This window comes from Streptomyces globosus (assembly GCF_003325375.1).
GTDB lineage: Bacteria > Actinomycetota > Actinomycetes > Streptomycetales > Streptomycetaceae > Streptomyces > Streptomyces globosus_A.
In genome coordinates this window covers 5,277,479-5,289,878 of the sequence record NZ_CP030862.1, presented here as the reverse complement: position 1 = coordinate 5,289,878, position 12,400 = coordinate 5,277,479, and the positions used below count along the sequence as shown (strand labels likewise).

At 72.0% G+C, this 12,400-nt stretch carries 10 protein-coding genes; 9 read left to right on the top strand and 1 reads right to left on the bottom strand.

Annotation, left to right across the window (positions count from 1 at the left end; translation table 11 throughout):
- The first annotated feature begins 51 nt into the window (after positions 1-51).
- From ftsW to C0216_RS23435, 9 genes are all read left to right on the top strand, one after another.
- Positions 52-1,446 carry a putative lipid II flippase FtsW gene (gene ftsW / locus C0216_RS23475; RefSeq protein WP_114057194.1) on the top strand — a complete coding sequence of 465 codons (1,395 nt, stop codon included), beginning with the start codon at positions 52-54 and terminating at the stop codon, positions 1,444-1,446.
- 6 nt (positions 1,447-1,452) lie between these two features.
- On the top strand, positions 1,453-2,547 hold the full coding sequence (gene murG, locus C0216_RS23470; protein ID WP_114057193.1) for an undecaprenyldiphospho-muramoylpentapeptide beta-N-acetylglucosaminyltransferase: 1,095 nt from the start codon (positions 1,453-1,455) through the stop codon (positions 2,545-2,547).
- A 371-nt stretch (positions 2,548-2,918) separates the two neighbouring features.
- Entirely contained in the window at positions 2,919-3,644 is a 726-nt protein-coding gene (locus C0216_RS23465) for a cell division protein FtsQ/DivIB (RefSeq protein ID WP_114058865.1), read from the top strand.
- 280 nt (positions 3,645-3,924) lie between these two features.
- Positions 3,925-5,133, top strand: a complete 1,209-nt coding sequence (gene ftsZ / locus C0216_RS23460) for a cell division protein FtsZ (RefSeq protein ID WP_114057192.1) — start codon at positions 3,925-3,927, stop codon at positions 5,131-5,133.
- Positions 5,130-5,861 carry a peptidoglycan editing factor PgeF gene (pgeF, locus tag C0216_RS23455; protein WP_114057191.1) on the top strand — a complete coding sequence of 244 codons (732 nt, stop codon included), beginning with the start codon at positions 5,130-5,132 and terminating at the stop codon, positions 5,859-5,861. The genes ftsZ and pgeF overlap by 4 nt, the downstream gene beginning before the upstream one ends.
- Before the next feature lie 3 nt (positions 5,862-5,864).
- Complete coding sequence (locus tag C0216_RS23450; protein ID WP_114058864.1) at positions 5,865-6,584, top strand: YggS family pyridoxal phosphate-dependent enzyme; 720 nt, start codon at positions 5,865-5,867, stop codon at positions 6,582-6,584.
- A gap of 151 nt (positions 6,585-6,735) precedes the next feature.
- A complete protein-coding gene (locus C0216_RS23445) occupies positions 6,736-7,344 on the top strand; it encodes a cell division protein SepF (protein WP_114057190.1) in 609 nt (202 codons plus the stop codon).
- 60 nt (positions 7,345-7,404) lie between these two features.
- Positions 7,405-7,701 carry a YggT family protein gene (locus C0216_RS23440; protein ID WP_030155988.1) on the top strand — a complete coding sequence of 99 codons (297 nt, stop codon included), beginning with the start codon at positions 7,405-7,407 and terminating at the stop codon, positions 7,699-7,701.
- 82 nt (positions 7,702-7,783) lie between these two features.
- Positions 7,784-8,953, top strand: a complete 1,170-nt coding sequence (locus tag C0216_RS23435; protein WP_114057189.1) for a DivIVA domain-containing protein — start codon at positions 7,784-7,786, stop codon at positions 8,951-8,953.
- A 265-nt stretch (positions 8,954-9,218) separates the two neighbouring features.
- Here the strand turns inward: C0216_RS23435 and ileS are convergent, their stop codons facing one another.
- Complete coding sequence (gene ileS, locus C0216_RS23425) at positions 9,219-12,365, bottom strand: isoleucine--tRNA ligase (protein WP_114057188.1); 3,147 nt, start codon at positions 12,363-12,365, stop codon at positions 9,219-9,221.
- Positions 12,366-12,400: the final 35 nt, after the last annotated feature.

The window sequence follows — 12,400 nt, the reverse complement described above, 5'->3', positions numbered from 1 at the left end:
TCCGCCCCGACCGGCCGCCCGCCCCGTACGAGTGGAGGGGAAGGTCACGAGATGCCGGCCAGACAGGTGCTGCCCGGGCGGCGGACGCCCGCCGCGAAACCGGCGCGGTCCCCGCGGGGCGCCGCAGCCCTCAGACCGCAGGGCCGCCGCCGCCCGTCGGGCCTGCGGCGCCCCGCGGGCGGCGGGCCGCTGACCCGGATCAGGCGCACCCAGCAGCAGCTGCGCCGGGCCTGGGACCGGCCGCTGACCGCCTATTACCTCATCTTCGGCAGCTCGCTGCTGATCACCGTGCTCGGCCTGGTGATGGTCTACTCGGCCTCGATGATCAAGGCGCTCCAGCTGGGGCTGGGGGACGCGTACTTCTTCAAGAAGCAGTTCCTCGCGGCCCTGATCGGCGCGCTGCTGCTGTTCGCCGCCTCGCGCATGCCCGTGAAGCTGCACCGGGCGCTGTCCTATCCCGTGCTGGCCGGGACGCTCTTCCTGATGGTCCTGGTGCAGGTCCCCGGGATAGGGGTCGCGGTCAACGGCAACCAGAACTGGATCTCGCTCGGCGGCCCGTTCATGCTCCAGCCCAGCGAGTTCGGCAAGCTCGCGCTGATCCTGTGGGGCGCCGACCTGCTGGCCCGCAAGGGCGACCGGGAGCTGCTGGGGCAGTGGAAGCACCTGCTGGTGCCGCTGGTGCCGGTGGCGTTCCTGCTGCTCGGCCTGATCATGCTCGGCGGGGACATGGGCACCGCGATGATCCTCGGGGCCATCCTGCTCGGACTGCTCTGGCTGGCCGGGGCGCCGACGCGGCTGTTCGCGGGCGTCCTCGCCTTCGCGGGTGTGATCATCGCACTGCTGATCAAGACCAGCCCGCACCGGATGTCCCGGCTGTCCTGCATCGCCGCGACGGAACCGGGCAAAGACGACCTGTGCTGGCAGGCCGTCCACGGGATCTACGCCCTCGCCTCGGGCGGATGGTTCGGTTCCGGACTGGGTGCCAGTGTGGAAAAATGGGGACAACTGCCCGAAGCCCACACCGACTTCATCTTCGCCATCACCGGGGAGGAACTGGGACTGGCGGGGACGCTGTCGGTACTCGCCCTGTTCGCGGCTCTAGGCTATGCGGGTATCCGCGTGGCCGGACGCACGGAGGACTCCTTCGTACGGTATGCCGCGGGAGGCGTGACCACCTGGATCACGGCCCAGGCCGTGATCAACATCGGTGCGGTGCTCGGCCTGTTGCCGATCGCCGGGGTCCCGCTCCCGCTGTTCTCGTACGGCGGTTCCGCTCTGCTGCCGACCATGTTCGCGGTCGGACTGCTCATCGCCTTCGCGCGGGAGGAGCCCGCCGCACGCGCGGCGCTCGCGATGCGCCGGCCGAAGAACGGCCGGCTGCGGACCGGGCAGAGATGGAAGACGATGAGACGGCGCGTCACGAGGCGTCCGTCCGGAGAGCGGTGAAATTCGGTGCATGTCGTACTCGCCGGTGGGGGGACCGCCGGCCACATCGAGCCGGCGCTCGCCCTCGCGGACGCCCTGCGCAGGCAGGACCCTTCCGTGGGCATCACCGCGCTCGGCACGGAGCGCGGGCTCGAAACCCGCCTGGTGCCCGAGCGCGGCTACGAGCTGGGCCTGATCCCGGCCGTCCCGCTGCCCCGCAAGCCCACCCCCGAGCTGATCACCGTCCCGGGACGGCTCCGCGGCACCATCAAGGCGGCCGAGGAGATCCTGGAGCGGACCAAGGCGGACGTCGTCGTCGGCTTCGGCGGCTACGTGGCCCTGCCCGGCTACCTCGCGGCCAAGCGGCTCGGCGTGCCGATCATCGTCCACGAGGCCAACGCCAGGCCCGGCCTCGCCAACAAGATCGGCTCCCGGTACGCGCACGCCGTCGCGGTCTCCACCCCCGACAGCAAGCTCCGCGGCGCCCGCTACGTCGGCATCCCGCTGCGCCGGACCATCTCCACCCTGGACCGCGCCGCGGTCCGCCCCGAGGCGCGTGCGGCCTTCGGCCTGGACCCCAACCTGCCGACCCTGCTGGTCTCGGGCGGCTCCCAGGGCGCCCGCCGCCTCAACGAGACGATGCAGCAGGTCGCCCCGACCCTCCAGCGCTCCGGGATCCAGATCCTGCACGCGGTCGGTCCGAAGAACGAACTGCCGCACGTCGACAACATGCCCGGGATGCCGCCCTATGTCCCGGTACCGTACGTGGACCGGATGGACCTCGCGTACGCCGCCGCCGACATGATGCTGTGCCGCGCGGGCGCGATGACCGTCGCCGAACTCTCCGCCGTCGGGCTTCCCGCCGCCTACGTCCCGCTGCCGATCGGCAACGGCGAACAGCGGCTCAACGCCCAGCCGGTGGTCAAGGCCGGCGGCGGCCTGCTCGTCGACGACGCGGAGCTGACGCCCGACTGGGTGCTCGGCAACGTCCTGCCGGTGCTGTCCGACCCGCACCGCCTGTACGAGATGTCCCGCGCCGCCTCCGAGTTCGGCCGCCGGGACGCCGACGAGCTGCTGGTCGCGATGGTGTACGAGGCGGTCGCAGCCCACAGGAACCGCTGAGGCGGGACAGCGCAGACGCAGGAGGCACAGCAGTGGCCGGAGCCAGGAGCACGCAGGGCGGGACGCCGTTCCCCGACCGGTCCGACCGGTCGGCCCGCAAGGGCCCCGGCTCCGGCCCGGGTTCCGGCCCCTCCGGGGCGGCCGAGGCGCCCGGGCGGCCCGTGCGGCCGAAGGTGCCGAAGGCGTCCGAGCAGTCGGCGCAGTCCGCCCGGCCGAAGCAGCCGAAGCCGCCCGGGTCCGCGAAGCCCCCGAAGGCCGCCAAGACCGCCCCGAAGGCATCCAAGGCCCCCAAGGCCGGGAAGTCCTCCGGGCCGTCGGGCCGGCCGAAGCCGGCGGGGGCGGGCGGCGGACCGGCCGCCCCCGGTCCCCGGGTGCGGCGCCTGGTCCGGCGGCTGCGCGGCCGGGGCCGGCTGCCGGCCCTCGCCCTCGCGGCGGTGCTGCTCTCCGGCGGCGCCTGCTGGGTGCTGTACGGCTCCTCGTGGTTCCGCGTCGAGGAGGTCACCGCCGCCGGCACCCGGGTGCTGACGGCCGAGCAGGTCCTGGCCGCGGCGGCCGTGCCCGTCGGCGCCCCGCTCGCGGGCGTGGACACGGACGAGATCGAACGCCGCGTACGGGCCCGGCTGCCCCGTGTCGATTCGGTCGAAGTGGAGCGGTCGTGGCCGCGCGGAATCGGTCTGGAAGTGACAGAGCGCAAACCCGTCCTGCTCATCAAAAAGGACGCCAACTTCGTGGAAGTGGACGCTTCGGGTGTGCGCTTCGACACGGTTGCGAAAGCACCGGCCGGCGTCCCCCTCCTGGCCCTCGACGCCTCCCGCTCGCCGAGCGGCCGCCGCTTCGACGAGGAGCGGCTGCTGCGCGAGGCGGTGGGGGTCGCCGGGGGCCTGCCGGCGCCCGTGGCCAAGGAGACCGTGCAGGTCAGGGTCGCCTCGTACGACTCGGTGGTGCTGGAGCTGACGGGCGGGCGGAAGGTCGTGTGGGGGAGCGGCGAGCAGGGGGCGGCGAAGGGCCGTGCGCTGACCGCCCTCCTCAAGGCCGCACCCGGGGCTGGGCACTTCGACGTCAGCGTCCCCACCGCCCCTGCCGTGTCCGGGAGTTGACGCCCGGTCGAACAGCGGCGCACCCTGGTTGGCCACCGATACGGGTGATCACATAGGGTGAAAAGAAAAACGGGAGGTTCGGCGTGTTCGTTGAACACGCGCTACTTGTCGACTTAGTGTCCTGTTCGGAAGAGTCCAGGGAACAGGCACATACTTAACCCTAAACTTCAGGGTTAGGGTTCGGGTCGGCGCGTTCGGACCGTCCCACATTTCGGCATCAGTCGTCGCACCGCAGGCCTGCGAGGCGGCGACACGTAACTCGAGGCGAGAGGCCTTCGACGTGGCAGCACCGCAGAACTACCTCGCAGTCATCAAGGTCATCGGTGTCGGCGGCGGTGGTGTCAATGCCATCAACCGAATGATCGAGGTCGGTCTCAAGGGCGTCGAGTTCATCGCCATCAACACGGACGCACAGGCCCTGTTGATGAGCGACGCCGACGTCAAGCTCGACGTCGGCCGCGAACTCACCCGGGGGCTCGGCGCCGGAGCCAACCCGGCAGTCGGTCGCAAGGCGGCAGAGGACCACCGCGAGGAGATCGAGGAGGTCCTCAAGGGGGCCGACATGGTCTTCGTCACCGCCGGCGAGGGCGGCGGCACCGGCACCGGCGGCGCCCCCGTCGTCGCCAACATCGCGCGCTCGCTCGGCGCCCTGACGATCGGCGTCGTCACCCGCCCGTTCACCTTCGAGGGGCGGCGCCGCGCGAACCAGGCGGAGGACGGCATCGCCGAGCTCCGCGAAGAGGTCGACACCCTCATCGTCATCCCCAACGACCGGCTGCTGTCCATCTCGGACCGCCAGGTCTCGGTGCTCGACGCCTTCAAGTCGGCCGACCAGGTCCTGCTCTCGGGTGTCCAGGGCATCACCGACCTCATCACCACCCCCGGCCTCATCAACCTCGACTTCGCCGACGTCAAGTCCGTGATGTCCGAGGCCGGCTCCGCCCTCATGGGCATCGGCTCGGCCCGCGGCGACGACCGCGCCGTGGCCGCCGCCGAGATGGCGATCTCCTCCCCGCTGCTGGAGGCGTCCATCGACGGCGCCCGCGGCGTCCTGCTGTCCATCTCCGGCGGCTCGGACCTCGGCCTCTTCGAGATCAACGAGGCCGCCCAGCTGGTCAGCGAGGCCGCCCACCCCGAGGCGAACATCATCTTCGGCGCCGTCATCGACGACGCCCTCGGCGACGAGGTGCGCGTCACCGTCATCGCCGCCGGCTTCGACGGCGGCCAGCCGCCGGCCCGCCGCGACAACGTCATCGGCGCCGCGTCCACCAAGCGCGAGGAGCCCGCGCCGGTCCCCGTCCGCGCCCCCGAGCCGGTCCGCCCGGCCTTCGGCGGACTCGGCACGGTCACCCCGCGCGAGGAGCCCCCGGCCCCGGCCGAGCCGGCCCCCGCGCCCGAGCCGCCGGCCCCCGCACCGCAGGTCCCGACGGCCCGCCCCTACCAGGACAGCCCGGCCGAGGAGCTGGACGTCCCGGACTTCTTGAAGTGACACCGGGGCAGCACACCGAGAACGGCGCCCACTTCGCCTTCACCGACCGGTGGGGCGGGGTGAGCGCCGTTCCGTACGAGGAGCTCAATCTCGGCGGCGCGGTCGGAGACGACCCGGCCGCCGTTCTCGCGAACCGGGCACGCGCGGCGAAGTCCCTCGGCCTCGCACCGGAGGCCGTGGTCTGGATGAACCAGGTCCACGGCCGGGACGTGGCCACCGTCACCGGCCCCTGGGCCGCCGGCGCCGAGGTCCCGCAGGTCGACGCCGTGGCCACCGGCCGCCGCGGCCTCGCCCTCGCGGTGCTGACCGCGGACTGCACCCCCGTCCTGCTCGCCGACCCCGTCGCGGGGGTCGCGGCCGCCGCCCACGCCGGGCGCCCCGGCCTGGTCGCCGGGGTGGTCCCCGCGGCGCTGGAGGCGATGGCCGCGCTGGGCGCGGAGCCCGGCCGGATCATCGCCCGCACGGGCCCCGCGGTGTGCGGCCGCTGCTACGAGGTGCCGGCCGCGATGCGGGACGAGGTCGCGGCCGCGGTCCCGGCCGCCCGGTCCGAGACGAGCTGGGGCACTCCCGCCGTCGACGTGGCTGCCGGCGTGCACGCCCAGCTCGCGGAGGCGGGGGTGGTGAACCGCCACCGCTCCCCGGTCTGCACACTGGAGTCGCGGGACCACTTCTCGTACCGCCGCGACCGGGTGACCGGGCGGCTTGCCGGATATGTCTGGTTGGACTAGGTGATGACGGATCGTAAGGCGGAACTCGCGGCGAACCTCGCGCGCGTGGAGGAGCGGATCTCCTCCGCGTGCGCGGCCGCGGGCCGCGACCGCGGGGAGGTGACCCTGATCGTGGTCACCAAGACGTACCCCGCGAGCGACGTACGACTGCTGGCGGAGCTCGGGGTCCGCCACGTGGCGGAGAACCGGGACCAGGATGCCGCGCCCAAGGCGGCGGCCTGTGCGGATCTGCCGCTCACCTGGCACTTCGTGGGCCAGTTGCAGACGAACAAGGTCCGTTCCGTTGCCGGTTACGCCCATGTCGTGCAGTCGGTGGACCGTCCGAAGCTGGTGACGGCGCTGTCGGCGGCGGCCGGACAGGCCGGCCGGGAGCTCGGCTGCCTCGTCCAGATCGCCCTCGACGCGGAGTCCGGCGAGCGCGGCGGCCGGGGCGGCGCCGCCCCGGAGCAGCTCGGCGAACTGGCGGACCTCGTGGCCGCGGCGCCCGGGCTGCGGCTCGACGGCCTGATGACCGTCGCCCCGCTGGCGGGGCCCTACGCGGGACGCGAACGCGCCGCGTTCGAGCGGCTGGTGGAATTGTCATCCCGCCTGCGCGCGGACCATCCGGCTGCCACGATGGTGTCGGCCGGGATGAGCGCGGACCTGGAAGAGGCCGTGGCGGCCGGTGCGACACATGTACGCGTCGGCACCGCGGTACTCGGCGCGAGACCCCGGCTCGGGTAACGTCGCGAAGAAAGTCGGACCACAGCAGAAAATATGGTCATTCCCGCTGGTGAGCGGGCAGGCCACGTGGATCGCGGGCAGTTGGTGACCTTGGTGACACGACGACACACCTGCGACAGGGCGATCCACCACAGAGCGGAGGACTCGGAGAATGGCCGGCGCGATGCGCAAGATGGCGGTCTACCTCGGCCTCGTGGAGGACGACCGGTACGACAACCCGGGGTACGACCCCGATGACGAGTTCGAACCCGAGCCGGAACCGGAGCGGGACCGCCGGCGCCAGCAGCCCGCGCACCAAACGCCCGTAACGGACGAACCGGTACGAGCCGTACAGCCTCCGGCGCAACGGGAACCCGTCCCGTCCCCGGTGGAAAGCGGACGTCCTGCGCGAATCGCCCCCGTGGCATCCATCACACCTGAACGCACGAACCTGGAGAAGAACGCCCCCGTGATCATGCCCAAGGTCGTCTCCGAGCGGGAGCCGTACCGCATCACGACGCTGCACCCCCGGACCTACAACGAGGCCCGTACCATCGGGGAACACTTCCGTGAGGGCACTCCGGTGATCATGAACCTCACGGAGATGGACGACACCGACGCGAAGCGACTTGTCGACTTTGCCGCCGGTCTCGTGTTCGGATTGCACGGCAGCATTGAACGAGTGACGCAGAAGGTGTTCCTGCTCTCGCCTGCTAACGTCGATGTCACGGCGGAGGACAAGGCCCGCATCGCGGAGGGCGGGTTCTTCAACCAAAGCTAGACCGATCCGTCAGACACGGGGCCGGGAGCAGGGCGAGAGCAGGGGAGAGGGAAGCACGGGATGGGTGTCGCACTACAGGTGGTCTACATCGCGCTGATGTGCTTCCTCATCGTGCTGATCTTCCGACTGGTGATGGACTACGTCTTCCAGTTCGCACGTTCATGGACACCCGGCAAGGCGATGGTGGTCGTCCTGGAGGCGACCTACACTGTGACCGATCCGCCGCTCAAGCTTCTCCGGCGGTTCATTCCGCCGTTGCGTCTCGGGGGCGTGGCACTGGACCTGTCCTTCTTCGTTCTGATGATCATCGTTTACATCCTCATCAGCTTCGTGAGCACCGCTGCGAGAAGCGTGTGAACGATGAGCTTTCCCGCGAGCGCGGGGACAGTCCCGATACGGTCCTGCCGACTGCCGACGACTACGTAGAGGTGAAGAAGACATGCCGCTGACTCCCGAGGACGTGCGGAACAAGCAGTTCACGACCGTCCGCCTCCGAGAAGGCTATGACGAGGACGAGGTCGATGCCTTCCTCGACGAGGTCGAAGCCGAGCTGACGCGCCTGCTGCGCGAGAACGAGGACCTGCGCGCCAAGCTGGCCGCGGCCACGCGCGCCGCCGCGCAGAACCAGCAGCAGCAGGGCATGCGCAAGCCGGAGCCCCAGGACCAGCGCGGACCCGGCGCCCCGGTGCCCGCCGCCATATCCGGCCCGCCGGCCCAGCAGGGCCCGCCGCAGATGGGCCCGCCGCAGCTCCCGGGCGGCCAGCCGCAGCTTCCCGCCGGTCCCGGCGGCCCCGGCCCGCAGGGCCCCGGCGGCCCCGGCCCGATGGGCGGCCCCATGCAGCCGATGGGCCAGCCGATGCAGCAGATGGGCCAGCAGTCGATGGGCGGCCAGAACCCGCTCGGCCAGCAGATGCAGCCCATGGGCCAGCAGATGCAGCCGATGGGTCAGCCCATGCAGCCGATGGGCCAGCAGATGCAGCCCATGGGCCAGCAGCCGCAGCTCCCGCAGCAGGGCCCCGGCGGCGACAGCGCCGCCCGCGTCCTGTCGCTGGCGCAGCAGACCGCCGACCAGGCCATCGCCGAGGCCCGCTCCGAGGCCAACAAGATCGTCGGCGAGGCGCGCAGCCGTGCCGAGGGCCTGGAGCGCGACGCCCGCGCCAAGGCCGACGCGCTGGAGCGGGACGCCCAGGAGAAGCACCGCGTCGCGATGGGCTCCCTGGAGTCCGCCCGCGCCACGCTGGAGCGCAAGGTCGAGGACCTGCGGGGCTTCGAGCGCGAGTACCGCACGCGCCTGAAGTCCTACCTGGAGTCCCAGCTGCGCCAGCTGGAGACCCAGGCCGACGACTCCCTGGCCCCGCCGCGGAACCCCGCGGGCCCCGCGCTGCCGGCGTCGCCCTCCCCGTCGATGGCCCCGGCCGGTGCCATGGGCATGGGCGGACCGTCCCCGATGGGCGGCCCCTCCCCGATGGGCGGCCCGTCGTACGGCGGACAGCAGCAGATGTCCCCCGCCATGACGCAGCCGATGGCTCCGGTGCGGCCGGCAGGGCCCTCGCCCATGCAGGCGCCGTCCCCGATGCGCGGCTTCCTCATCGACGAGGACGACAACTGACGTAGGCCCGCCGCCCAGCGGCCGGCAGGCAGTCAGCACGGGCCGGGCCCGGGTTCCCCACGGAACCCGGGCCCGGCCCGTTCCGCGCGCCCGCCCGCCGCTACAGTGGGCCGCGCGCAGCGGCGCGGTAGCGCAGAGGTCGTCGCGCCTTCTCGGCAAGAGGGAGGACGCCGGTTCGAATCCGGTCCGCCCCGCTGCGTGCCTCGAACGAAAGAACGGCGCCCTCCCCGATCGGGGAGGGCGCCGCTGCCTGCTTCCGGTGCCGTTACGCCTTGCGGAGGCGGAAGGAGAGCGTCAGCGACTCGTCGGTGAACGCCTCCCCGTACGTGCCGTCGGCCTCGCCCTCGGCGAAGTCCGTGGCCAGGACCTCCTCCGCGATGAGGTCCGCGTGGCCGGTCAGCGCGGTCACGACCTCCGGGTCGGCCGCGGTCCAGCGGAGCGCGATCCGGTCCGCGACGTCCAGGCCGGAGTTCTTGCGGGCCTCCTGGATCAGGCGGATCGCGTCACGGGCCAGGCCCGCGAGCCGCAGCTCCGGGGTGATCTCCAGGTCCAGGGCGACCGTCGCGCCCGAGTCCGAGGCGACCGACCAGCCCTCGCGCGGGGTCTCCGTGATGATGACCTCCTCCGGGGTGAGGACGACCGTCTCGCCGTTCACCTCGACCGCGGCCTCGCCGGAGCGGAGCGCCAGCGACAGCGCGGCCGCGTCCGCCGCGGCGACCGCCTTGGCCACGTCCTGGACGCCCTTGCCGAAACGCTTGCCGAGCGCCCGGAAGTTGGCCTTCGCCGTGGTGTCGACCAGGGAGCCGCCGACCTCGGACAGCGAGGCGAGGGAGGAGACGTTCAGCTCCTCCGTGATCTGCGCCTGGAGTTCGGGCGACAGCGCGTCGAAGCCCGCCGCGGCCACCAGGGCCCGCGAGAGCGGCTGGCGGGTCTTGACGCCCGACTCGGCGCGCGTGGCGCGGCCCAGCTCGACCAGGCGGCGCACCAGCTGCATCTGCCGCGACAGCACCGGGTCGATCGCGGACGTGTCGGCGACCGGCCAGGTCGACAGGTGGACGGACTCCGGGGCGTCCGGGGCGACCGGGACGACCATGTCCTGCCAGACCCGCTCCGTGATGAACGGCGTCAGCGGGGCCATCAGGCGCGTGACCGTCTCGACGACCTCGTGGAGGGTGCGCAGCGCCGCCGCGTCGCCCTGCCAGAACCGGCGGCGCGAGCGGCGCACGTACCAGTTCGACAGGTCGTCCACGAAGGCCGACAGCAGCTTGCCCGCCCGCTGCGTGTCGTACGCCTCCATCGCCTCGGTGGTCTCGGCCACCAGCGTGTTCAGCTCGGACAGCAGCCAGCGGTCCAGGACCGTGCGGTCGGCCGGCGCCGGGTCGGCCGCGGAGGGCGCCCAGTTGGAGGTGCGGGCGTACAGGGCCTGGAAGGCGACGGTGTTCCAGTACGTCAGGAGCGTCTTGCGGACGACCTCCTGGATCGTGCCGTGGCCGACGCGGCGGGCCGCCCACGGGGAGCCGCCGGCCGCCATGAACCAGCGCACCGCGTCGGCGCCGTGCTGGTCCATGAGCGGGATCGGCTGGAGGATGTTGCCCAGGTGCTTGGACATCTTCCGGCCGTCCTCGGCGAGGATGTGGCCGAGGCAGACCACGTTCTCGTACGAGGACTTGTCGAAGACCAGGGTGCCGACCGCCATCAGCGTGTAGAACCAGCCGCGGGTCTGGTCGATGGCCTCCGAGATGAACTGCGCCGGGTAGCGCTTCTCGAAGACCTCCTTGTTCTTGTACGGGTAGCCCCACTGCGCGAACGGCATCGAGCCCGAGTCGTACCAGGCGTCGATCACCTCCGGCACGCGGACCGCGGTGTGCGCGCAGCCCTCGGCGGTGCAGGGGAAGGTGACGTCGTCGATGTACGGGCGGTGCGGGTCCAGGCCGGAGTGGTCGGCGCCCGACAGCTCGGACAGCTCGGCACGCGAGCCGACGCACGTCAGGTGGCCGTCCTCGCAGCGCCAGATCGGCAGCGGGGTGCCCCAGTAGCGGTTGCGGGACAGCGCCCAGTCGATGTTGTTGTTCAGCCAGTCGCCGAAGCGGCCCTGCTTGACCGACTCGGGGAACCAGTTGGTCCTCCCGTTCTCCCGCAGCATCGCGTCCTTGACGGCGGTGGTGCGGATGTACCAGGACGGCTGCGCGTAGTACAGCAGCGCGGTGTGGCAGCGCCAGCAGTGCGGGTAGCTGTGCTCGTAGGCGATGTGCCGGAAGAGCAGGCCGCGGGCGTCGAGGTCGGCGGTCAGCTTCTCGTCGGCCTTCTTGAAGAAGACGCCGCCGACCAGCGGGACGTCCTCCTCGAAGGTGCCGTCGGGGCGGACCGGGTTCACGACGGGCAGGCCGTACGCGCGGCAGACCGCGAGGTCGTCGGCGCCGAAGGCGGGGGACTGGTGGACCAGGCCCGTGCCGTCCTCGGTCGTGACGTACTCGGCGTTGACGACGTAGTGCGCCGGCTCGGGGAACTCCACGAGGGAGAAGGGGCGCTCGTAGCCCCAGCGCTCCATCTCGCGGCCGGTGAAGGACTGCCCGGTCGCCTCCCAGCCCTCGCCGAGGGCCTTCTCCAGCAGCGGGCGGGCGACGACCAGCTTCTCGGTGCCGTCGGTCGCGACGACGTACTCCACGTCCGGGTGGGCGGCCACCGCGGTGTTGGACACCAGGGTCCAGGGGGTCGTCGTCCACACGAGGAGGGAGGCCTCGCCGGCGAGGGGGCCGGAAGTCAGCGGGAAGCGGACGAAGACGGAGGGGTCGACGACCGTCTCGTAGCCCTGGGCCAGCTCGTGGTCGGACAGGCCGGTGCCGCAGCGCGGGCACCAGGGGGCGACGCGGTGGTCCTGGACCAGCAGCCCCTTCTTGAAGATCTCCTTCAGCGACCACCACACGGACTCCACGTACTCGGGGTCCATGGTCCGGTACGCCTCGTCCAGGTCGACCCAGTAGCCCATGCGGGTCGTCAGCTCGGCGAACGCGTCGGTGTGCCGGGTCACGGACTCGCGGCACTTCGCGTTGAACTCGGCGATGCCGTACGCCTCGATGTCCTGCTTGCCGTTGAAGCCGAGCTCCTTCTCGACGGCGAGCTCGACGGGCAGGCCGTGGCAGTCCCAGCCCGCCTTGCGGGCGACGTGGTAGCCGCGCATGGTGCGGAAGCGGGGGAAGACGTCCTTGAAGACGCGGGCCTCGATGTGGTGGGCGCCGGGCATGCCGTTCGCGGTGGGCGGGCCCTCGTAGAAGACCCATTCCGGGCGGCCCTCGGACTGCTCCAGGGTCTTGGCGAAGGTCTTGTTCTCGCGCCAGAAGTCGAGAACGGCGTGTTCGAGGGCGGGCAGGTCGACCTGGGCGGGTACCGGGCGGTACTGGGGCGGTGTCGTCATGGGGCTGGGCTCTTCCTCCGGCGGTCTGCACTTCC